The 22,146-nt window shown below is 61.9% G+C and carries 15 protein-coding genes; 8 read left to right on the top strand and 7 right to left on the bottom strand.

Annotated features, from left to right (window positions below):
* Nucleotides 1–71 precede the first annotated feature (71 nt).
* On the top strand, nucleotides 72–1,436 hold the full coding sequence (gene rmuC / locus CGA21_RS14510) for a DNA recombination protein RmuC (protein WP_188264479.1): 1,365 nt from the start codon (nucleotides 72–74) through the stop codon (nucleotides 1,434–1,436).
* Nucleotides 1,437–1,625: 189 nt separating this feature from the next.
* On the opposite strand, the gene CGA21_RS14505 is transcribed toward rmuC, so the two are convergent.
* Nucleotides 1,626–5,096: a PAS domain-containing hybrid sensor histidine kinase/response regulator gene (locus tag CGA21_RS14505; RefSeq protein WP_188264438.1), complete on the bottom strand. Its 3,471-nt coding sequence runs from the start codon at nucleotides 5,094–5,096 to the stop codon at nucleotides 1,626–1,628.
* A 236-nt stretch (nucleotides 5,097–5,332) separates the two neighbouring features.
* Nucleotides 5,333–5,869 (bottom strand): TetR/AcrR family transcriptional regulator, encoded by a 537-nt coding sequence (locus CGA21_RS14500; protein ID WP_110746374.1) that lies wholly within the window; start codon nucleotides 5,867–5,869, stop codon nucleotides 5,333–5,335.
* A 128-nt stretch (nucleotides 5,870–5,997) separates the two neighbouring features.
* On the opposite strand from CGA21_RS14500, the gene CGA21_RS14495 reads away from it, so the two are divergent.
* From CGA21_RS14495 to CGA21_RS14485, 3 genes are all read left to right on the top strand, one after another.
* Nucleotides 5,998–7,188: an MFS transporter gene (locus CGA21_RS14495; RefSeq protein WP_188264437.1), complete on the top strand. Its 1,191-nt coding sequence runs from the start codon at nucleotides 5,998–6,000 to the stop codon at nucleotides 7,186–7,188.
* A gap of 105 nt (nucleotides 7,189–7,293) precedes the next feature.
* Complete coding sequence (locus CGA21_RS14490; RefSeq protein WP_188264436.1) at nucleotides 7,294–8,445, top strand: TDT family transporter; 1,152 nt, start codon at nucleotides 7,294–7,296, stop codon at nucleotides 8,443–8,445.
* A gap of 104 nt (nucleotides 8,446–8,549) precedes the next feature.
* Nucleotides 8,550–10,424, top strand: coding sequence for an MFS transporter (locus CGA21_RS14485; RefSeq protein WP_110746380.1), 1,875 nt, complete (start codon nucleotides 8,550–8,552; stop codon nucleotides 10,422–10,424).
* 103 nt (nucleotides 10,425–10,527) lie between these two features.
* Here CGA21_RS14485 and CGA21_RS14480 read toward each other — a convergent pair whose 3' ends face one another.
* From CGA21_RS14480 to CGA21_RS14460, 5 genes are all read right to left on the bottom strand, one after another.
* On the bottom strand, nucleotides 10,528–11,454 hold the full coding sequence (locus CGA21_RS14480; RefSeq protein WP_188264435.1) for a GGDEF domain-containing protein: 927 nt from the start codon (nucleotides 11,452–11,454) through the stop codon (nucleotides 10,528–10,530).
* A 362-nt stretch (nucleotides 11,455–11,816) separates the two neighbouring features.
* Nucleotides 11,817–12,557 (bottom strand): YciK family oxidoreductase, encoded by a 741-nt coding sequence (locus CGA21_RS14475; RefSeq protein ID WP_020800132.1) that lies wholly within the window; start codon nucleotides 12,555–12,557, stop codon nucleotides 11,817–11,819.
* A gap of 121 nt (nucleotides 12,558–12,678) precedes the next feature.
* Nucleotides 12,679–13,350 (bottom strand): N-acetylmuramic acid 6-phosphate phosphatase MupP, encoded by a 672-nt coding sequence (gene mupP, locus CGA21_RS14470; RefSeq protein WP_188264434.1) that lies wholly within the window; start codon nucleotides 13,348–13,350, stop codon nucleotides 12,679–12,681.
* A 4-nt stretch (nucleotides 13,351–13,354) separates the two neighbouring features.
* Nucleotides 13,355–14,053, bottom strand: coding sequence for a bifunctional 2-polyprenyl-6-hydroxyphenol methylase/3-demethylubiquinol 3-O-methyltransferase UbiG (gene ubiG, locus CGA21_RS14465; RefSeq protein ID WP_008065228.1), 699 nt, complete (start codon nucleotides 14,051–14,053; stop codon nucleotides 13,355–13,357).
* Between the two features lie 59 nt (nucleotides 14,054–14,112).
* A complete protein-coding gene (locus CGA21_RS14460) occupies nucleotides 14,113–15,447 on the bottom strand; it encodes a TRZ/ATZ family hydrolase (RefSeq protein WP_188264433.1) in 1,335 nt (444 codons plus the stop codon).
* A 108-nt stretch (nucleotides 15,448–15,555) separates the two neighbouring features.
* Between CGA21_RS14460 and mtnA the strand changes: the two genes are divergently transcribed.
* The 4 genes from mtnA (at nucleotide 15,556) to pheA (ending at nucleotide 22,143) form a co-directional block, all read left to right on the top strand.
* Nucleotides 15,556–16,632 (top strand): S-methyl-5-thioribose-1-phosphate isomerase, encoded by a 1,077-nt coding sequence (gene mtnA, locus CGA21_RS14455; protein ID WP_110746388.1) that lies wholly within the window; start codon nucleotides 15,556–15,558, stop codon nucleotides 16,630–16,632.
* Between the two features lie 426 nt (nucleotides 16,633–17,058).
* The gene (gene gyrA, locus CGA21_RS14450; protein ID WP_110746389.1) at nucleotides 17,059–19,713 is read left to right on the top strand and encodes a DNA gyrase subunit A; all 2,655 of its coding nucleotides are present in this window, start codon (nucleotides 17,059–17,061) and stop codon (nucleotides 19,711–19,713) included.
* Between the two features lie 250 nt (nucleotides 19,714–19,963).
* Nucleotides 19,964–21,049, top strand: coding sequence for a 3-phosphoserine/phosphohydroxythreonine transaminase (serC, locus tag CGA21_RS14445; protein ID WP_083348475.1), 1,086 nt, complete (start codon nucleotides 19,964–19,966; stop codon nucleotides 21,047–21,049).
* Nucleotides 21,049–22,143 carry a prephenate dehydratase gene (gene pheA, locus CGA21_RS14440; protein WP_007939916.1) on the top strand — a complete coding sequence of 365 codons (1,095 nt, stop codon included), beginning with the start codon at nucleotides 21,049–21,051 and terminating at the stop codon, nucleotides 22,141–22,143. The genes serC and pheA overlap by 1 nt, the downstream gene beginning before the upstream one ends.
* Nucleotides 22,144–22,146: the final 3 nt, after the last annotated feature.

The raw sequence follows: 22,146 nt of genomic DNA, 5'->3' as shown, positions 1-22,146 counted from the left end.
CGGCGTTGCCATTGCTGGTGTTGGCCTGGCAACTGCAGCGCCGGGCGAGCACCGCCCAGGCCCAGGCGTCGCTGCTGGAAGAGCGCCTGGCCACGGCGAACCTGGCGCAGGATGGCCTGAATGCGCAACTTGAGGCCTGTCGCGATGAAATCGCCGATCTCAGTCAAGCCCACGCAGCCAGGCAGGCGGACCTCGCCGCCGTGCGCCGTGAGGTCGAGCTGCTGCAAATCGAACGTGACGATGCCCGCGATGCTGCTCACGCCTGGAATATCGAACGCGCCGGCAAAGAAGTCGAACTGCGCCGCCTCGACGCCCTGGCCGCTTCTCTCAAGGCCGAGCTGCGCGAGCAACAAGAAAGCCATCAGCAGCGCCTCAACGACCTGCAGGGCTCGCGGGACGAGCTGCGTGCGCAGTTCGCCGAACTGGCCGGGAAAATCTTCGACGAGCGCGAGCAGCGTTTTGCCGAAACCAGCCAGCAGCGCCTGGGGCAATTGCTCGATCCGTTGAAAGAGCGCATCCAGTCTTTTGAAAAGCGCGTCGAGGAAAGTTATCAGGCTGAAGCCCGAGAGCGCTTTTCCCTGGCCAAGGAACTGGAGCGCCTGCAACAGCTCAACCTGCGCCTGAGCGACGAAGCCACCAACCTGACCCGCGCCTTGAAAGGACAGAAAACCCAGGGCAACTGGGGCGAGTTGATTCTGGAGCGCGTGCTTGAGCATGCGGGGCTGGAGAAGGGGCGCGAGTACCAGACCCAGGTCAATCTCAAGGGCCCGGACGGCGAGCGTTTCCAGCCGGACGTGATCATTTACCTGCCCGGCGACAAGCAGGTGGTCGTCGACTCCAAGGTCAGCCTGACGGCCTATCAGCAGTACGTGGCGGCCGAAGACGAAGCCATCGGCCAGATCGCCATCAAGCAACACGTGCTGTCACTGCGCAACCACGTCAAGGGCTTGGCCGGCAAGGATTACAAACGCCTGGACGGCTTACACAGCCTGGACTTCGTCCTGTTGTTCGTGCCGATCGAAGCGGCGTTTTCCGCTGCGTTGCAGGCAGAGCCCACACTGTTCCAGGAAGCCTTCGACCGCAACATCGTGATTGTCAGTCCGACCACGCTGCTGGCGACCCTGCGTGTCATCGACAGTCTGTGGAAGCAGGAGCGGCAAAGCCAGAACGCCCGGGAAATCGCCGAGCGGGCCGGGTGGCTGTACGACAAGTTCGTGCTGTTCATCCAGGATCTCGACGAAGTCGGCAATCGCTTGCAGCAACTGGACAAGGCCTACAGCTCGGCGCGCAACAAGCTGACAGAAGGACGCGGCAACCTGGTCAGCCGCAGTGAGCAGCTCAAGCTGCTGGGGGCGCGGGCGAGCAAGAGCCTGCCAGCAGACTTGCTGGAGCGGGCGATGACCGATGTTGACGGCTTGGTCGAATTGCCGGAATAGGCGAGCCTGCCCGCGATTGTTGATCGTTCCCACGCTTTGCGTGGGAATGCATCCCGTGACGCTCCGCGTCACCCTTGCACCCGACTCAAGCCTTGCGTCGAAAGCGGAACGCGGAGCGTCCCCGGCGGCATTCCCACGCGGAGCATGGGAAGGATCGGTGCGCAAGGCTCGCGAGCTACAGCGACAGCGTTATAGCGGCAAATGCCGACTCAACAACGCCCGCAACGCCGCCGGTTTCACTGGCTTGGCCAAATAATCCAACCCCGCAGCATGCACCTGGGCCACGGTCTCGGGGCGTCCGTCGGCGCTGATGACCACGCCGGGCACCGGCTCGCCCAGTCGGGTGCGCAGCCACGCCATCAGTTCGGTCCCGGTTTCGCCATCGTCCAGGTGGTAATCCACCAGTGCCAATTGCGGGCGCAGGCCATCGCTGAGCAGGGCCATGCATTCCTCGCGGTTACGCGCGGTCCAGACTTGGCAGCCCCAGCGGGTGAGCAGGCTGTTCATGCCGATCAGGATGCTGTCCTCATTGTCGATGCACAGTACCCGGGCGCCGCTGGGCAGTTTGCCATTGAGTTCGGCGGGCTGGGCCGGCAGCGCGGCTTGGGCGCGGGCCAAGGGGACGCTGACGCTGAACACGCTGCCGCGTCCCGGCCACGAGCGTACCTGCAGCTTGTGCCCCAGCACGCGACATAGTCCGTCGGCGATCGCCAGCCCCAGGCCAAGCCCTTTTTCGGCGCGGGTCTGATGGCTGTCGAGGCGTTTGAATTCTTCGAAGATCACCTGTTGCTTGTCTTCCGGAATGCCTGGCCCACGGTCCCACACTTCAAGGCTCACCTCACCCTGGCGACGGCGCACGCCCAGCAGCACCGGCCCCTTGGCATAGCGGAAAGCGTTGGTGAGGAAATTCTGCAGGATGCGGCGCAACAGCTTTATGTCGCTGTTGATGCGCAGCGAACTGCCTCTGACGCGAAATTCCAGGCCCTGGTCTCGCGCCAGCGCCTTGAACTCGGCACCCAGGGTGTCAAACAATTCATTGATTGCGAACGGCTTGGCATCCGGGTTGATCTTGCCGTTTTCCAGGCGGGAAATGTCCAGCAAATCGCTGATCAGGTCTTCGGCCGATCGCAGCGAGCTGTCCAGGTGCTGGACCAGTTTTTGCGCCTCGGTGGACAAGCCGTCGTCCTGGTGATTAAGCGCCGCGGAAAACAGGCGCGCGGCGTTCAACGGTTGCATGAGGTCATGACTGACCGCCGCCAAAAACCTTGTTTTCGACTGGTTCGCGGCCTCGGCGGTGCCCTTGGCTTCGGTCAGGGCGACGTTGAGTTGCGACAGCTCGTGTGTGCGTTCGGCGACACGCTGTTCCAGGCCCTCATTGGCCTCGGTCAACGCCTGCTCGGCTTCGCGGAACGCGGTGATGTCGGTGAAACTCATGACGAAGCCGCCGCCAGGCATCGGGTTGCCGATCAGTTCGATCACCCGGCCATTGGGGAACAGCCGTTCGGACGTGTGCGCCCGGCCTTGACGCATCCAGTGCAGGCGACGCGCAACGTGCACTTCCGCTTCACCGGGGCCGCACAAGCCGCGCTCAGCGTTGTAGCGGATGATGTCGGCAATCGGCCGGCCGACGCTGATCAGGCCATCCGGGTAGTTGAACAGCTCCAGGTAGCGGCGGTTCCAGGCCACCAGCTTCAGCGACTGGTCGACCACGCTGATGCCCTGGGTGATGTTCTCGATCGCGCCTTGCAGCAGCGCGCGGTTGAATTGCAGGACTTCGGAAGCCTCGTCGGCGATGCGCACGACGTCTTCGAGTTGCATTTCACGGCCTTCAATGGCGGCTTTTACCACCGCCCGCGTCGATGAAGCCCCCAGCACACCCGCGAGCAATCGTTCAGTGTGGGCGATCCACTCACCATCGGCGTTCTGGTTCGGATTGAAGCCCTTGCCCTGGCGGTAGGCAAAACGGATGAAGCTCTGCCGCGCGCGTTCTTCACCGACGAAGCGCGCGGCCAGTTGCAGCAGATCGTCGATCTGTACCGCGAGCATCGAGCGGGCGCTGGGCCGGGCACTGATTTCCTGGCCGATGAAGCGCCCGGCCTGCCAGTGCTCCGACACGCGGGTGCGCGACAACACCGAGACCCAGGCGAACAGCGTGAAGTTGCCCGCCAGCGACAGCACCACGCCTTGGGTCAGCGGGGTGATCGGCAGGTTCAACGGGTTGCTGTGCAGCCACGCCAGGCCCGGAAAACTGTTCAGGGATAAACCGAGGCTGTGGGCGGCAATCGGCAGGATCAGTGTGTAGAACCACAGGAATGTACCGGCGGCGAGGCCGGCAAATACGCCGCGGCGGTTGGCCTGTTTCCAGTACAACGCGCCGAGCATCGCCGGTGCCAGTTGCGTCACGGCGGCGAAGGCGATCTGGCCGATGGTCGCCAGGCTGGCGGTCGATCCCAGCAGGCGATAGCTGACGTAGGCCAGCAGCAGGATGACCACGATGGTCACGCGGCGCACCGACAGCATCCACTGGCGGAACACCTCGAACGGTCGCTCGGCATTGTTGCGGCGCAGCAGCCAGGGCAGCAGCATGTCGTTGGAGACCATGGTCGACAGCGCCACGCTGGCCACGATCACCATGCCCGTGGCCGCCGATGCGCCGCCGATAAAGGCCAGCAACGCCAGGGCAGGATGAGCCTGGGCCAGCGGCAGGCTGATGACGAAGGAGTCCGGCAGCACTGAGCTGGGCAGCAGCATTTGGCCCGCCAACGCGATCGGCACGACAAACAACGCCGCCAGGGCCAGGTAGGCCGGGAACACCCATTTGGCCAGGCGCAGATCCTGCGGGTCGATGTTCTCGACCACGGTCACGTGAAACTGCCGCGGCAGGCAGATGATCGCCATCATCGCCACGCCGGTCTGCACCACCATCGATGGCCAGTTGATGGTCTCCTTCCAGTATTCCTCCAGGCGCGGGGCGAGCATGGCCTGGTCGAACAGGTCATCGAAACCGTCGTAGAGGCCGAAGGTCACGTAGGCGCCCACCGCCAGGAAAGCGAACAGCTTGACCAGCGACTCGAACGCAATCGCCAACACCATGCCGCGGTGGTGTTCCGTGGCGTCGAGGTTGCGCGTGCCGAAGACAATGGTGAACAGCGCCAGGACGAGGGACACCACCAGTGCAGTGTCTTGCGCGCGAACGCCCATGGCATCGGCGCCGGCACCGATCAGCAGGTTCACGCCGAGCACGATGCCCTTGAGCTGCAGTGCGATGTAGGGCAGCACGCCGACCAGGCAGATCAGCGCCACCACCACCGCCAGGGACTGCGATTTGCCGTAGCGGGCGGCAATGAAGTCGGCAATCGAGGTGATGTTCTCCTGCTTGCTGATCATCACCATTTTTTGCAGGACCCACGGCGCACCAAGCAACAACAGGATCGGCCCGAGGTAGATCGGCAGGAAGGACCAGAGCTGCTCGGCCGCCTGGCCCACCGCGCCGAAAAAGGTCCAGCTGGTGCAGTAGACCGCCAGCGACAGGCTGTACACCCAGGCCCGCATCCGCGGCGGCAAGGGCGCGCTGCGGCGGTCGCCGTAGAAGGCGATGGCGAACATGATGGCCATATAGGCCAGGGCGACGACGGCAATCAGCCCGCTGGACAGCGACATGGGAACTCCAGGCAACCAAAGACACCCGGGCCTCCCGCCCGGACAGACAGTCTCGCACGATGGCCGGGGTTAGTCAGTGTCGACCAAGGTCGTGGCGTGGCGGGGGGTCGCAGGGTTGTGGGCTGTCAGATCTTTGGTGTCTGTGCGGTCCTCATTCGCGAGCAAGCCCGCTCCCACATTTAATCCGTGTACGACGCAGATCCAATGTGGGAGCGGGCTTGCTCGCGAAGGCGGCCTCACTGCCCCAACGCAATCTCGATCAACCGATGCAACTCCTCACTCTCCAGCGGCGCCTCGGAAAACAGGATACGAAACACAATGGGGGCCGCCACCATATTGATCAGCCGGTCGACGCCAGGCTTGGGCTGATCCGGGTAGCGATCCAGAATCACCTGCAATTGCCCGCCAATGATCGTCGCGCAGTAGCTCGGTTTCAGGCTCGATTGCACGTCGCGCAGCATGTTCCGACCGGGCGCGGAGCTCATCTCGTCCAGGTACTGGTCCGCCCAGGCTCGCACATCACCCAGCAGGCTGCCGGTATTGGCCGACTCGGTTTCCGGTTGCATGCGGGCCAGGGCGACGTCCGCCAGCAGCGCCGACAGGTCGCCCCAGCGCCGATAAATGGTCGAAGGCGTGACCCCCGCGCGCGCGGCAATTTGCGGCACGGTGACGCTGGCGCGGTCTTGCTCTTCAAGCAGTTCGCGCACGGCGGTGTGGATGGATTCCTGAACCCGGGCGCTGCGGCCGCCGGGACGTAGAGTGGGTGCTGTCATTGCAAATGTCCTGTTTCTCGGGGCTCTGTAGGGCCATGCACCGGACCTTAACACAAAGAATTTGCTTTAAGCGCCAATCGATAGCACACTCCGCAAAAGCAAAAAATTAGCTTTTGCGGAGCGTGTCCATGCCCAATTCCCATCCGAACCGTGCCAGCCTGTGGTTCCTGGCCATCACCTTGCTCAGTTTCCTGGCGGCTTCCACGGCGCCGACGCCGTTGTATCACTTGTATCAGGAGCAGCTGCAGTTTTCAGCCGCCATGCTCACCCTGATTTTCGGCGTGTATGCCCTCAGCCTGCTGGCTGCATTGTTGACGGTGGGTTCGCTCTCGGACTACCTGGGGCGCAAGCCAGTGATTTTCACTGCTGTGGTGCTCAATGGCGTGGCGATGCTGTTGTTCATCTACGCCGATAGCGTCGCCTGGCTGATCGGTGCCCGGGTGCTGCAAGGTTTTGCCACCGGCATGGCAACAGCGGTGCTCAGTGCCACCTTGCTGGATGTCGATCGCCAGCAAGGGCCGCTGATCAATAGCGTTGCGCCCTTGCTCGGCATGGCCATGGGCGGCATGGGCTGTGGCCTGCTGGCGGAGTTTGCACCCGCGCCCCTGCAATTGACTTACTGGTTGCTGCTCGCCCTGTTTGCGTTGCAGGCGCTGTATGTCTGGCGCTTGCCGGAAAGCGTATCGCCACAGGCCGGGGCCTGGGCATCGTTGCTCCCGACCCTGCACGTGCCCGTACAAGCACGCTCAACCCTGTGGCGGGTATTGCCGCTCAATGTGGCGACCTGGGCGCTCGGCGGTTTTTACGCATCATTGGCGCCGTCGCTGGTGCGCACGGCCACCGGTTCGACCTCGAACCTGATTGGTGGAGCCACCGTCGCGGCCTTGACGTTGACCGGTGCCTCGATGATTTTCATCCTGCGCAATCAACCCGCGGGCAAAGCGCTGCAGCTGGGCACGAGTTTGCTGCCGGCGGGTATCGTGCTGATCCTGCTGGGCGTGCACGGCGCGAGTCTGCCACTGTTTTTCCTTGGCACCCTGGTGGCCGGCTGTGGCTTCGGCGCCGGTTTCCTGGGTGCTGTACGCAGTCTGGTGCCCTTGGCCTTGCCCCATGAGCGGGCGGGATTGATGTCGGCGTATTACGTGCTCAGTTACCTGGCGTTCTGCCTGCCGTCGTTCCTGGCCGGAAACCTGACGCATACGTTCGGCCTGGTGGCGACTGCCGATGGCTATGGGGCGGGGCTGATTATTCTCGCTGTCGGCGCCTTGCTGATGTTGTGGCGGCAGCGCACAGCCAGGGTGTGTGTTGCGGGCGAATGATTTTGTATCTGCAAAATAGATAACAGTTAGAGATATTACCCGTTATATAGATATTCGATCCGGATCTAAGATGGACTCCACCTCACGTGAGGACAGGAGTTCGCCATGACATGCCCTAATACGCTCAAGTCCGGAATCAAGCCGTTCAGCCATTTGCAGCACCCGCGCGAAGTCATCCGCCAGTTCACCCCCAACTGGTTCGCCGCCACCATGGGCACCGGGGTGCTGGCCTTGGCGTTGATGCAATTGCCCGTTGCCAGTCCAGTGCTGCACGCCATTGCCGAAACCCTGTGGTTGTTCAACATCTTTCTATTCCTGTTGTTCACGGTGCTGTACGCGGCACGCTGGGTGCTGTTTTTCGATGAGGCGCGGCGGATTTTCGGCCACTCCACGGTGTCGATGTTTTTCGGCACGATCCCCATGGGCCTGGCGACCATCATCAATGGCTTTGTACTCTTCGGCTTGCCGCGCTGGGGCGAGGGAGTGATTCATCTGGCAGAGGCCTTGTGGTGGCTGGACGTGGCGATGTCCGTGGCGTGCGGAGTGCTCATTCCCTTCCTGATGTTCACCCGCCAGGAGCACAGCATCGATCAGATGACCGCTGTATGGCTGCTGCCGGTGGTGGCAGCGGAAGTCGCGGCCGCCAGCGGGGGCTTGCTGGCGCCACACCTGGCCGATGCGCATGGGCAACTGGTGATGCTGGTGACCAGCTACGTGCTCTGGGCATTTTCCCTGCCGGTGGCGTTCAGCATCCTGACGATTCTGCTGCTGCGCATGGCGCTGCATAAACTGCCCCACGAAAACATGGCGGCTTCGAGCTGGCTGGCGCTCGGGCCGATCGGTACCGGTGCCCTGGGCATGTTGCTGTTGGGCGCCGACGCGCCGGCAATTTTTGCCGCAAACGGTTTGTCGGGTGTCGGTGAAATTGCTGCGGGGCTGGGGCTGGTTGCCGGGATCGCCCTGTGGGGCTTTGGCCTGTGGTGGATGCTGATGGCGGTGCTGATTACCTTGCGTTATCTGCGCGCCGGCATTCCTTTCAATCTCGGCTGGTGGGGTTTCACCTTTCCGTTGGGCGTCTATTCTCTGGCAACGTTGAAACTGGCCAGCACGCTGCACCTGGTGTTTTTCAGTGTCTTTGGTTGTGTGCTGGTGAGCCTGCTGATCGTGATGTGGCTGATCGTCGCCAAGCGTACGGTGCAAGGCGCCTGGCGCGGCGAGTTGTTTGTCTCGCCGTGTATTGCAGGATTAAAGAAATAACCGGCAAAGATTAGGTAATGTGTGGCCTGGATCGACGTGCGACATCCAATGACGGTATCCACGCCATTCGTTACCCACTCACAAGCTTCAGGGACACATGGAAGATGAGTCACCCTTCACAGTTCACCTTGCTGCGCACCCGGCGTTTCCTGCCGTTCTTCGTGACCCAGTCCCTCGGGGCGTTCAACGACAACATCTTCAAGCAGTCGTTGATCCTCGCCATCTTGTACAAGCTGGCGATCGAAGGCGACCGTTCGATCTGGGTCAACCTGTGTGCGCTGCTGTTCATCCTGCCGTTTTTCCTGTTTTCGGCGCTGGCCGGGCAGTTCGGCGAGAAGTTCGCCAAGGATGCGTTGATCCGCCTGATCAAGCTTGGGGAAATCGTCATCATGGCGGTGGGCGCGGTGGGCTTCCTGTTCGATCACCTGTCGTTGATGTTGCTGGCCCTGTTCGCCATGGGCACGCACTCGGCGTTGTTCGGGCCGGTGAAGTACTCGATCCTGCCCCAGGCCCTGCATGAAGACGAACTGGTGGGTGGCAACGGCCTGGTGGAAATGGGCACCTTCCTGGCCATTCTGGCCGGGACCATCGGCGCCGGTATCATGATGTCGTCCAGTCATTACGCGCCGGTGGTTTCCACCGCGATCATCGCTATCGCCGTGCTCGGTTACCTGGCCAGTCGCGGCATTCCGCGGGCCGCGGCGGCCTCGCCGGAGATGCGCCTGAACTGGAACATCTTCAGTCAGTCCTGGGCCACCCTGAAGCTGGGCCTCGGCCAGACCCCGGCGGTGTCGCGTTCGATCGTCGGCAACTCATGGTTCTGGTTTGTCGGGGCGATCTACCTGACGCAGATCCCGGCCTATGCCAAGGAATGGATGCACGGTGACGAAACCGTCGTGACCTTGATCCTGACGGTGTTCTCGGTCGGCATTGCCGTGGGCTCGATGCTTTGCGAAAAACTCTCCGGGCGCAAAGTCGAAATCGGCCTGGTGCCGTTCGGCTCATTCGGATTGACGGTGTTTGGCTTGTTGCTGTGGTGGCATTCCGGCGGGATTCCCGACAGCGCGGTGGGCCATGGCTGGCTCGAGATCCTTGGTTTCGGCCACGCCTGGCTGGTATTGCTCGACATCCTCGGCCTGGGCGTGTTCGGCGGTTTCTACATCGTGCCGCTGTATGCCTTGATCCAGTCGCGCACCGCCGAGAACGAACGGGCCCGGGTGATCGCCGCCAACAATATTCTCAACGCGCTGTTCATGGTGGTGTCGGCGATCGTCTCGATCATCCTGCTGAGCCTGGTCAAGCTGTCGATACCGCAGTTGTTCCTGGTGGTGTCGTTGCTCAACATCGGCGTCAACGCCTACATCTTCAGGATCGTTCCCGAATTCACCATGCGGTTCATGATCTGGCTGCTCAGCCATTCCATGTACCGCGTAGAGCATCGCAACCTCGACATGATTCCCGATGAGGGGGCGGCGTTGCTGGTGTGCAATCACGTGTCGTTCGTCGATGCCTTGTTGATAGGCGGTGCGGTGCGTCGACCGATCCGCTTCGTGATGTACTACAAGATCTATAACTTGCCGGTGCTCAATTTCATCTTTCGCACCGCGGGGACGATTCCGATCGCAGGTCGTCATGAAGATATCCAGATCTACGAAAAAGCCTTTACGCGCATCGCGAAATACCTGAAGGACGGAGAGTTGGTGTGCATCTTTCCCGAGGGCAAGTTGACCACCGATGGCGAGATCAACGAGTTCAAGGGTGGGCTCACGCGCATTCTCGAAGAAACGCCGGTGCCGGTCATTCCCCTGGCATTGCAGGGGTTGTGGGGCAGTTTCTTCAGCCGCGATCCGGGCAAGGGGCTGTTTCGCCGGTTGTGGTCGCGGGTGACGCTGGTGGCGGGGCCGATGGTGGCCGTCGAAGCGGCGCAACCGGCCCGGTTGCAGGCTATGGTGGGTGAGTTGCGTGGGGCGGTGCGCTAACCCGGCCTACCGGCCGGCTCGATCGGGACCCGAATGCGTTACACCCTGTAGGAGCCGGCTTGCTGGCGATGGCAGCCTTGAATTTTGCATCGAATTCGAACTATCACCCCGCCATCGTCAAGCGGTTACGCCCCTCGCGCTTGGCGACGTACAGTGCGCTGTCGGCCCTGCGCAACAGACTCTCGGCGGATTCGCCGGGCAGCAGGGTAGAGCAGCCGAGGCTGACGGTCAGCTCCACCGTGCGGCCATCGGCTGGATAGTCCTCGGCCTGCGCTGCGCACCGCAGGCGTTCGCCGACCAGGGCTGCCGCTTCCCGGCTGGTGTTGGATAACAAGATCAGGAACTCTTCGCCACCGTAGCGAAACACCATGTCGACGTTGCGCAACTGATTCTTGATCGAGGCGGCCACCGCCTTTAGCACGTCGTCACCGGCGCCATGCCCATGGGTGTCGTTGACCCGCTTGAAGTGATCGATGTCCAGCATCAACAGCGACAGGGGCTGCATATGACGTCGCGCCAGCTCGATTTCCCGCTGCAGCGTCTGGTCCATGGCGATGCGATTGCCGGTGTCGGTCAGCGGGTCACGCAATGCACTTTGGGTGGCGGCGCGGTACAACAGGGTATTGCGCATAGGGTATAGCAACGCGGCCAGCAGAGACTCGAGGTTGGCCTGTTCCTGTTCGCTGAAGCGCTGGTTGCGGCGAAAGGTCAGTTCGCCCAGGTGCTCGCCTTCGTGGCTCAGGCTATAGCTGATCGAGTGGTGTCCGCGCTGGCCGAATTCCAGGCGCAAGTCACTGCTCTTGTGCTGGTAGATCAAGGCATCAAGGGGCACCAGTCGCTGGATTTCGCGGTAGAACAGCCCGAGTATGCGTTGCGGCTCAAGGCTGGTTTGCAGCTGCAGGTTCAATTGCTGGCGCAGCTGCGCAAGGCTGACGGGCCTCTCCAGAATCGGTGGCTGCTGCCCAAAGCCCAGGCGTTGCAATTTGGCGCTGTCAAAGTCAATTGCGTTGGACTGGGAAGTTGGTTTCATAGGGCGTGCGCCTTTGAGCAGTAAGGCTGTCTTACAAGCTGGGTGCGAGCGCCTCTTGGCTACGCGTCATACTGGTCCGTCAGTCCCGTAGGACATTTCGTACAAGCTTAATCTGCTTTATCGCAGATTAGTAATCGGCAATTTTTGCATTGCGCTCTCTGCTTTCCCACGGCCTGTTCAGGCATATTCCCAGCGAAAGTCGTGCCAAGTAACCGGATTTTATTAAAAGACCTTACCAATCAATAGGTTGACAGGCGATAAAGCGGGGGAGGGCAATTGTGCGACGGTTGTTTGACTGAAAGCCTGTTGTAACGGGCATGCCGCGTCGGGAAATCGACGCGGCACAAAAGCGACGGACGGTATTACTGGGCGTTGAATGCCTGGCCGTTGATGCCGGTGCTGTCCGGGCCCATGAGGTAGAGGTAGACCGGCATGATCTCCTCAGGCGTTGGGTTGTTCAGCGGGTTTTCGCCCGGATACGCCTGGGCGCGCATGCTGGTGCGAGTGGCCCCCGGGTTGATGCTGTTGGAGCGGACCGGCGCCACGCCGTCGACTTCGTCGGCCAGCGTTTGCATCAGGCCTTCGGTGGCGAATTTCGAGACCCCGTAGGCGCCCCAATACGCACGACCCTTGCGCCCGACGCTGCTCGAGGTGAACACCACCGAGGCGTCCTGGGACAGCTTGAGCAGTGGCAACAGGGTACTGGTCAACATGAACATGGCGTTGACATTGACCTGCATGACGCGCATGAAGTTTTCCCCGGACAGCTGTTCGATCGGGGTGCGCGGGCCGATGATCGATGCGTTGTGCAGCAAGCCATCCAGATGGCCGAATTCGCTTTCGATCATCGCGGCCAGTTCATCGTATTGATGGGGCAGGGCGGTCTCGAGGTTGAACGGGATCACGGCAGGTTGCGGATGGCCGGCGGCTTCGATCTCGTCGTAGACCTGGGTCAGGTTGGCTTCGGTCTTGCCCAGCAACAGGACGGTGGCGCCATGGGCGGCATAGGTTTTGGCGGCGGCAGCGCCAATGCCACGACCGGCACCGGTGACCAGGATGACCCGGCCTTTGAGCAGATCGGGGCGGGCGGAATAATCAAACATGAAAAAACCCTCTACATAATCCATCAATAGAGCTGAAAAGATCGCAGCCTGCGGCAGCTCCTACAGGATGCACATCGATCCCCTGTAGGAGCTGCCGAAGGCTGCGATCTTTTGACGTTAATCAGCAGCCACACATGGCGCTATCAAGCACCTTGCGCAACTCCAGCGGATGATCGACCACCACATCCGCCCCCCAATGCCGTGGATTGTCATCCGGGTGGATGTAGCCGAACGTCACGGCTGCCGTCCGGGTGCCGGCATCGCGCCCCGATTCGATATCGCGCAGGTCATCGCCCACGAACAGCACGCTGGCCGGATCGAGGTCGAGCATCTTGCAGGCGAGGATCAACGGCTCCGGGTCCGGCTTGCTGTTCTTCACGTGATCCGGGCAGATCAGCAGGGCCGAACGCTCGGCCAGCCCCAGCTGCTGCATGATCGGCTCGGCGAAACGCAGCGGCTTGTTGGTGACCACGCCCCAGATCAGGTTGGCCTTCTCGATATCGGCCAGCAGCTCACCCATGCCGTCAAACAGCTTGCTGTGCACCGCGCAGCCCACCAGGTAACGTTCAAGGAACTCCAGGCGCAATGCCTCGAAACCCGGGGACTCCGGGTCCATGGAGAAGGTCACTGCGACCATCGCCTTGGCACCGCCGGAGATTTCGTCGCGGATGTGCTTGTCGTTGATCGGCGGCAAGCCGCGGTCGGCACGCATCGCCTGGCAAATCGCAATGAAGTCCGGCGCGGTGTCGAGCAGGGTGCCGTCCATGTCGAAAAGAACTGCTCTGATACGCATCGGCTTACTCCTCGCGCAGGGTCTGGATCATGTAGTTGACGTCCACGTCGGACGCCAGTTTGTAATGCTTGGTCAGCGGGTTGTAGGTCAGGCCAATGATGTCCTTGACGGTCAGGCCGGCCATGCGGCTCCACGCACCGAGCTCGGAAGGGCGGATGAATTTCTTGAAGTCATGGGTGCCGCGTGGCAACAGCTTCATGATGTATTCGGCGCCGACGATGGCGAACAGGTACGCCTTCGGGTTGCGGTTGATGGTGGAGAAGAACACCTGGCCGCCTGGCTTGACCATGCGGAAACAGGCGCGGATCACCGAGGACGGGTCCGGTACGTGCTCGAGCATTTCCAGGCAGGTCACCACGTCGAACTGTTCAGGCATTTCCTCGGCCAGGGCCTCGGCGGTGATCTGCCGGTATTCGACGTTCACGCCCGATTCCAGCTGATGCAGCTGTGCCACCGCCAGTGGCGCTTCGCCCATGTCGATACCGGTCACGGTCGCGCCGCGCTGGGCCATGGCTTCACTGAGGATGCCGCCGCCGCAACCGACGTCGAGGACTTTCTTGCCAGCCAGGTTGACGCGTTCGTCAATCCAGTTCACACGCAGCGGATTGATGTCATGAAGCGGTTTGAATTCGCTCTCGCGGTCCCACCAGCGATGGGCCAGGGCTTCGAATTTGGCGATTTCGGCGTAGTCGACGTTGCTCATGGTTTAAGTCCTCTAAAACTTGAAAAATCCTGTAGCCCCGGTGGTGAATCCGGGGAGGCTTACGATTCTTTGCGGCCGCTGATGCGCTGGCCCCAGGCCTTGGCGGTGGCGACGAGTTGTTGTTCATCCACGCGTGTCAGGCGGCGGTGGTCGAGCAGTTGCTTGCCCGCGACCCAAAGGTGTTTCACGCAATCGCGGCCTGACGCATATATAAGCTGCGATACCGGGTCATAGACGGGTTGCTGGGCCAGGCCCGAGAGGTCGAACGCCACGATGTCGGCGGCCTTGCCGATTTCCAGCGAGCCCACCTCGGCTTCGATCCCCAGTGCGCGTGCGCCGTTGAGGGTGGCCATGCGCAGGGCGCTGTGGGCGTCCAGTGCGGTGGCCGAGCCTGCGACGGCCTTGGCCAGCAGGGCGGCGGTGCGGGTTTCGCCCAGCAGGTCCAGGTCATTGTTGCTGGCGGCGCCGTCGGTGCCGAGGGCCACGTTGACCCCGGCCTGCCACAAGCGCTCCACCGGGCAGAAACCGCTGGCCAGCTTCAGGTTCGACTCCGGGCAGTGAATGACATGGGTGTTGCTTTCTACCAGCAGCGCCAGGTCTTCGTCGCTGACCTGGGTCATGTGCACCGCCTGGAAGCGCGGCCCCAGCAAGCCCAGGCGCGCCAGGCGGGCCAGCGGCCGTTCACCCTGCTGTTCGAGGGCTTGCCGCACCTCGAAGGCGGTTTCATGCACATGCATGTGGATCGACGCATCCAGCTCTTCGGCGATGACCCGGATCTTTTCCAGGTTTTCATCGCCCACGGTGTAGGGAGCATGGGGCGCGAAGGTGATTTTGATGCGTTCGTGATGCTTGAGATCGCCGAACATTTCGACACCCTGGCGAATCGCCTCGTCCGCCGTGCTGGCGCCCGGGATCGGGAAATCGAGGATCGGAATCGCAATTTGCGCGCGAATGCCGCTGTTGTGCACGCACTCGCTGGCAACCTTCGGGAAGAAATACATGTCAGAGAAGCAGGTGATGCCGCCCTTGAGCTGCTCGGCGATGGCCAGGTCCGTGCCGTCGCGGACGAAATCCTCGTCGACCCACTTGGCCTCGGCTGGCCAGATGTGGTTTTCCAGCCAGGTCATCAGCGGCAGATCGTCGGCCAGGCCGCGAAACAGGGTCATTGCCGCATGCCCGTGGGCATTGATCAGGCCGGGGCTGAGCAGGATGTCCGGCAGTTCACGCACTTCGATTGCGTTAAGCTGCAGGGCGTTGCGGCGCGGACCGATGAAAACGATGCGCCCGTCGCGGATGCCCAGGCCATGATCCTTGAACACGACGCCAGCGGGTTCGACGGGTACCAGCCAGGTTGGCAGCAACAACAGATCGAGCGCAATGGCAGTGTTCGGCATCGAGGATCGGTTCCAGGGCTTTTGTATAGGATGGCGAAGTATACCCGAGCGTCTTCGTCGGGGGATCGCTATAATCGGCGGCTTTTGTTTCTGACTGCGGGGTGTGGGATGCGCGATCGACTGTTGGCTGCTGAGAAGGTTAAGGCCATCGATTGGCGTGATGGCACCCTGTACCTGCTGGATCAGCGTGTTTTGCCGTTCGAGCAAACCTGGATCGCCTGCACCAGTGCGACGGGCGTGGCCGAAGCCATTCGCTCGATGGTGGTGCGCGGCGCGCCAGCCATCGGCATCAGTGCGGCCTATGGCGTGGTGCTGGCGGCGCGGGCCCGATTTGCCGAGGGTGGCGATTGGCAGGAAGCGCTGGAAGAGGATTTCGCGCAGCTGGCCGCCACCCGTCCGACCGCGGTCAACCTTTCCTGGGCACTCGGTCGCATGCGCGAGCGCCTGGCTCGACTGAAAAAGCATGCCGACCCCTTGTCCGTGCTGGAGGCCGAGGCCCTGGCCATCCATGAAAGCGACCGCGAAGCCAACCTGACCATGGCGCAACTGGGCGTCGACCTGATCCGCAAGCACCAGGGCAACGCCCAGGCGATCCTGACCCACTGCAACACCGGCGCGCTGGCCACCGGTGGCTTCGGCACGGCGCTGGGGGTGATTCGCGGCGCCTTCATCGAGGGCATGGTCGAGCGCGTGTATGCCGGCGAAACCCGTCCGTGGCTGCAAGGCTCGCGACTGACCGCCTGGGAGCTGGCCAACGAAGGCATCCCGGTGACCCTCAGTGCCGATTCCGCCGCTGCGCACATCATGAAGACCAAGGGCGTCACCTGGGTCATCGTCGGGGCAGACCGCATCACCGCCAATGGCGACGTGGCCAACAAGATCGGCACCTACCAATTGGCCGTCAATGCCATGCACCACGGGGTGCGCTTCATGGTGGTGGCGCCGAGCTCGACCATCGACATGGACCTGGCCAGCGGCGACGATATCGTGCTCGAGGAGCGCGATGAGCGCGAATTGCTGGAGGTGGGTGGCCAGCGGCTCGGGGCCGATATCGACGCGTTCAACCCGGTGTTCGACGTGACCCCGGCGGACCTGATCGACGTGATCGTCACCGAAAAAGGCATCGTCGAGCGCCCGGATACGGCGAAGATGACGCAGTTGATGTGCCGCAAGCGCCTGCATTAAAGGTATTGGGTGTCTGATAAATCGCCTTCGCGGGCAAGCCCGCTCCCACAGGCTTTGTGTGCGCCGCAAAACACTGTAGGAGCTGGCTTGCCAGCGATGAGGCCCTAAAAGTCAATGAAATGCCCTGAATCCGGCCCGATTTCTTTATTCAACACTGCTCTAAGCCCCTCTGATCCCCTTCAAGCCTGTCATCGGTCAACTAACTATGCTCCATGCGCATCAGGGGGATAGGTGCGTGGCGGCTCTTGTGATAACATCCGGCGGTTTCCAAGGTTGCCCCGCGGGGCGATCTTTACTGCGCAGATCCATGGCATAACTCGTTGATTTGTCGTAAGTCGGTGCATGGCACTCAGCCTGCAGCGGCGAGCTTCGTTCGTCCCATATGGATGAGACGAAGTTTCACCAGAAAAAGGAATCAGGCTTCTCATGGGCGAACTGGCCAAAGAAATCCTCCCGGTCAATATCGAAGACGAGCTGAAGCAGTCCTATCTCGACTACGCGATGAGCGTAATTGTCGGGCGGGCACTGCCGGATGCGCGCGATGGCTTGAAGCCCGTGCACCGGCGCGTGCTGTTCGCGATGAGCGAGCTGGGCAACGACTTCAACAAGCCGTACAAGAAATCTGCCCGTGTTGTCGGTGACGTGATCGGTAAGTATCACCCGCACGGTGATACCGCGGTGTACGACACCATCGTTCGGATGGCCCAGCCATTCTCCCTGCGCTACCTGCTGGTAGACGGCCAGGGCAACTTCGGTTCGGTGGACGGCGACAACGCCGCGGCCATGCGATACACCGAAGTGCGCATGACCAAGCTGGCGCACGAGCTGCTGGCCGACCTGCATAAGGAAACCGTGGACTGGGTGCCGAACTACGACGGCACCGAAATGATCCCGGCGGTCATGCCGACCCGTATTCCCAACCTGCTGGTCAACGGCTCCAGCGGTATCGCCGTGGGCATGGCGACCAACATCCCGCCGCACAACCTCGGTGAAGTCATCGACGGTTGCCTGGCGCTCATCGACAACCCCGAGCTGACCGTCGACGAGCTGATGCAGTACATCCCCGGTCCGGACTTCCCGACCGCCGCGATCATCAACGGTCGCGCCGGCATCATCGAGGCCTACCGCACCGGTCGCGGGCGCATCTACATGCGCGCCCGCTCGATCATCGAAGACATCGACAAGGTCGGTGGCCGCCAGCAGATCGTCATCACCGAACTCCCTTACCAGTTGAACAAGGCCCGTCTGATCGAGAAGATCGCCGAGCTGGTCAAGGAGAAGAAGCTCGAAGGCATCACGGAGCTGCGCGACGAGTCCGACAAGGACGGTATGCGCGTCGTGATCGAGCTGCGTCGCGGCGAAGTGCCTGAGGTGATCCTCAACAACCTCTACGCCCAGACCCAGCTGCAAGCGGTATTCGGCATCAACATCGTCGCGCTGATCGACGGCCGTCCTCGCATCCTGAACCTCAAGGACCTGCTGGAAGCCTTCGTGCGTCACCGTCGCGAAGTCGTCACTCGTCGTACCGTGTTCGAACTGCGCAAGGCGCGCGAGCGTGGCCACATCCTCGAAGGTCAAGCGGTTGCCCTGTCGAACATCGACCCGGTCATCGCCCTGATCAAGGCCTCGCCGACCCCGTCGGAAGCCAAGGAAGCGCTGGTCAGCACCCCTTGGGAATCCTCGGCGGTGGTGGCGATGGTGGAACGTGCCGGCGCCGATTCGTGCCGTCCGGAAAACCTCGACCCGCAATACGGCCTGCGCGACGGCAAGTACTTCCTGTCGCCAGAGCAGGCGCAAGCCATCCTGGAACTGCGTCTGCACCGCCTGACCGGCCTGGAACACGAAAAGCTGCTGGCCGAGTATCAAGAGATCCTCAACCAGATCGGCGAGCTGATCCGCATCCTCAACAGCGCCACGCGCCTGATGGAAGTGATCCGCGAAGAGCTGGAAGTGATCCGTGCCGAATACGGCGACGTGCGCCGCACCGAGATCCTCGATGCGCGTCTCGACCTGACCCTGGGCGACATGATCCCGGAAGAAGATCGCGTGGTGACCATTTCCCACGGTGGCTATGCCAAGACCCAGCCGCTGGCGGCTTACCAGGCCCAGCGTCGTGGCGGCAAAGGCAAGTCGGCGACCGGGGTCAAGGATGAGGACTACATCGCTCACCTGCTGGTTGCCAACAGCCACACCACGTTGCTGCTGTTCTCCAGCAAGGGCAAGGTGTACTGGCTGAAAACCTACGAAATCCCTGAAGCCTCACGCGCTGCTCGTGGTCGTCCGCTGGTCAACCTGCTGCCGCTGGATGACGGTGAATACATCACCACCATGCTGCCGGTCGAGGAATACACCGAAGGTCACTTCATCTTCATGGCCACCGCCAACGGCACCGTGAAGAAGACCCCGCTGGAATCCTTCAGCCGTCAGCGCAGCGTCGGTCTGATCGCGCTGGAGCTGGACGAGGGCGACGTGCTGATTTCCGCGGCCATTACCGATGGCGAGCGCGAAGTCATGCTGTTCTCGGACGGCGGCAAGGTGACGCGCTTCAAGGAATCCGACGTTCGTGCCATGGGCCGTACCGCTCGTGGTGTGCGCGGCATGCGCCTGCCAGAAGGGCAGAAGCTGATTTCCATGCTGATCCCGGAAGAAGGCAGCCAGATCCTCACCGCTTCCGAGCGTGGTTACGGCAAGCGTACGGCGATCACCGAGTTCCCTGAGTACAAGCGTGGCGGCCAGGGCGTGATCGCCATGGTCAGCAACGAGCGCAACGGCCGTCTGGTCGGTGCGGTCCAGGTGCTCGACGGCGAGGAAATCATGCTGATTTCCGACCAGGGCACCCTGGTGCGCACCCGTGTCGACGAAGTGTCCAGCCTGGGTCGTAACACCCAGGGCGTGACCCTGATCAAGCTGGCCAACGATGAAACGCTGGTCGGCCTGGAGCGGGTCCAGGAGCCGTCGGAAGTCGAGGGTGAAGAGCTGGAAGGTGAAGAAGGTGCTGTGTTCGAAGGCAATGCGGTGATCGACGACATCGTCGAAGACCAGCAACTCGACGCCGCCGCTGACGAAGAACCACAGGAATAAGCGGGTAAACAGGGGGCGGATGAAAATTCGCCCCCTTGTTGTTTGTCCGAGAGGAAAATGTCGACACCCATGGATATCCCCTGTGGGAGCGAGCCTGCTCGCGAAGCAGGCGCCGCGGTATCTCTGAAACACCGCGGTGATGCATTCGCAAGCAGGCTCGCTCCCACAGGTGCCTGCTTCAGCAGGGCCCCTGTGTCGATTGATAATGTGATTTATTGCGTGATACCACCAAATCAGAGCGAGATTGGATGTGAGCAAGAGAGCCTATAACTTCTGCGCCGGTCCTGCGGCGCTTCCCGAAGCTGTCCTGCAGCGCGCCCAGGGTGAACTCCTCGACTGGCACGGCAAGGGCCTGTCGGTCATGGAAATGAGCCATCGCAGCGATGAGTTCGTGTCCATTGCCACCAAGGCCGAGCAGGATCTGCGTGATCTGCTGAATATCCCCTCGAACTACAAAGTGCTGTTCCTGCAAGGCGGCGCCAGCCAGCAATTTGCCCAGATTCCGCTGAACCTGCTGCCTGAAAGCGGCACCGCCGACTATATCGACACCGGTATCTGGTCGCAGAAAGCCATCGAGGAAGCGTCGCGCTTCGGCCACGTCAATGTTGCCGCCACCGCCAAGCCCTACGACTATTTCGCCATTCCCGGCCAGAACGAATGGCAGCTGTCCAAGGACGCGGCCTACGTTCACTACGCGCCGAACGAAACCATCGGCGGCCTGGAATTCCAGTGGGTTCCCGAGACCGGTGACGTGCCATTGGTGGCCGACATGTCCTCGGACATCCTCTCGCGCCCGATCGATGTCTCGCGCTTCGGCATGATCTACGCCGGCGCCCAGAAGAACATCGGCCCAAGCGGCATCGTCGTGAACATCGTTCGCGAAGACCTGCTCGGTCGCGCCCGTTCAATTTGCCCGACCATGCTCGACTACAAGGTCGCGGCCGACAACGGCTCCATGTACAACACCCCGCCAACCTTGGCCTGGTACCTGTCCGGCCTGGTGTTCGAGTGGCTGAAAGAGCAGGGCGGTGTCGAGGCCATCGGCAAGCTCAATGACGTCAAGCAGCGCACGCTGTACGACTTCATCGACGCCAGCGGCCTCTACAGCAACCCGATCAACAAGTCGGACCGCTCGTGGATGAACGTACCGTTCCGCCTGGCCGATGACCGTCTGGACAAGCCGTTCCTGGCTGGCGCCGACGAGCGTGGCCTGCTGAACCTCAAGGGCCACCGCTCCGTGGGCGGCATGCGCGCCTCCATCTATAACGCCGTCGACATCAACGCGATCAACGCGCTGGTGGCGTACATGGCAGAGTTCGAGAAGGAACACGGCTAATGTCTGAGCAAGAACTCAAGGCACTGCGCCTGCGCATCGATGCCCTGGACGAAAAAGTCCTGGAGCTGATCAGTGAGCGCGCACGCTGCGCCCAGGAAGTTGCGCGAGTAAAGATGGCTTCGCTGGCCGAAGGCGAAGTGCCGGTGTTCTATCGTCCCGAGCGCGAAGCTCAGGTGCTCAAGCGTGTCATGGAGCGCAACCAGGGGCCGCTGGGCAACGAAGAGATGGCGCGGCTGTTCCGCGAAATCATGTCCTCGTGCCTGGCCCTCGAGCAACCGCTGAAAGTCGCGTACCTGGGCCCTGAAGGCACCTTCACCCAGGCGGCTGCAATGAAACACTTCGGCCACGCGGTGATCAGCAAGCCGATGGCGGCCATCGACGAAGTGTTCCGCGAAGTGGCGGCCGGTGCGGTGAATTTCGGCGTGGTCCCGGTGGAAAACTCCACCGAAGGCGCGGTCAACCACACCCTCGACAGCTTCCTCGAGCACGACATGGTGATCTGTGGTGAAGTCGAGCTGCGCATTCACCACCACCTGTTGGTCGGTGAAAACACCAAGACCGACAGCATCAGCCGTATCTACTCCCACGCCCAGTCCCTGGCCCAGTGCCGCAAGTGGCTGGACGCCCACTACCCGAATGTCGAGCGCGTGGCGGTGTCCAGCAACGCCGAAGCGGCCAAGCGGGTCAAGGGCGAGTGGAACTCGGCGGCGATTGCCGGCGACATGGCGGCCGGCCTCTACGGGCTGACCCGATTGGCCGAGAAAATCGAGGACCGTCCGGACAACTCCACGCGCTTCCTCATGATCGGTAACCAGGAAGTGCCGCCGACTGGCGACGACAAGACCTCCATCATCGTCTCGATGAGCAACAAGCCGGGCGCGCTGCACGAATTGCTGGTGCCGTTCCACGACAACGGCATCGACCTGACGCGAATCGAGACCCGTCCGTCGCGCAGCGGCAAATGGACCTACGTGTTCTTCATCGACTTCGTCGGCCACCACCGCGACCCGCTAGTAAAAGGTGTGCTGGAAAAGATCAGTCAGGAAGCAGTAGCACTCAAAGTGCTGGGTTCCTACCCGAAAGCAGTTCTCTAAGGG

Origin of the sequence: Pseudomonas sp. PSB11, from assembly GCF_014596605.1 — a bacterium.
In the GTDB taxonomy this organism is placed as follows: Bacteria; Pseudomonadota; Gammaproteobacteria; order Pseudomonadales; family Pseudomonadaceae; genus Aquipseudomonas; species Aquipseudomonas umsongensis.
The sequence above is the reverse complement of the archived record's forward strand: the minus strand, read 5'-3'. Positions and strand labels throughout refer to the sequence as shown.

Excerpts from the sequence above, each read along its gene's own strand:
- ubiG (WP_008065228.1), bottom strand. The coding sequence starts at position 14,053 with ATGAGCAACGTCGACTACGCCGAAATCGCCAAATTCGAAGCCCTGGCC.
- mtnA (WP_110746388.1), top strand. The coding sequence starts at position 15,556 with ATGCGCGATCGACTGTTGGCTGCTGAGAAGGTTAAGGCCATCGATTGG.
- CGA21_RS14480 (WP_188264435.1), bottom strand. The coding sequence starts at position 11,454 with ATGAAACCAACTTCCCAGTCCAACGCAATTGACTTTGACAGCGCCAAA.
- CGA21_RS14490 (WP_188264436.1), top strand. The coding sequence starts at position 7,294 with ATGACATGCCCTAATACGCTCAAGTCCGGAATCAAGCCGTTCAGCCAT.
- CGA21_RS14485 (WP_110746380.1), top strand. The coding sequence starts at position 8,550 with ATGAGTCACCCTTCACAGTTCACCTTGCTGCGCACCCGGCGTTTCCTG.
- CGA21_RS14500 (WP_110746374.1), bottom strand. The coding sequence starts at position 5,869 with ATGACAGCACCCACTCTACGTCCCGGCGGCCGCAGCGCCCGGGTTCAG.
- gyrA (WP_110746389.1), top strand. The coding sequence starts at position 17,059 with ATGGGCGAACTGGCCAAAGAAATCCTCCCGGTCAATATCGAAGACGAG.
- CGA21_RS14495 (WP_188264437.1), top strand. The coding sequence starts at position 5,998 with ATGCCCAATTCCCATCCGAACCGTGCCAGCCTGTGGTTCCTGGCCATC.
- mupP (WP_188264434.1), bottom strand. The coding sequence starts at position 13,350 with ATGCGTATCAGAGCAGTTCTTTTCGACATGGACGGCACCCTGCTCGAC.
- CGA21_RS14460 (WP_188264433.1), bottom strand. The coding sequence starts at position 15,447 with ATGCCGAACACTGCCATTGCGCTCGATCTGTTGTTGCTGCCAACCTGG.
- pheA (WP_007939916.1), top strand. The coding sequence starts at position 21,049 with ATGTCTGAGCAAGAACTCAAGGCACTGCGCCTGCGCATCGATGCCCTG.
- CGA21_RS14505 (WP_188264438.1), bottom strand. The coding sequence starts at position 5,096 with ATGTCGCTGTCCAGCGGGCTGATTGCCGTCGTCGCCCTGGCCTATATG.
- CGA21_RS14475 (WP_020800132.1), bottom strand. The coding sequence starts at position 12,557 with ATGTTTGATTATTCCGCCCGCCCCGATCTGCTCAAAGGCCGGGTCATC.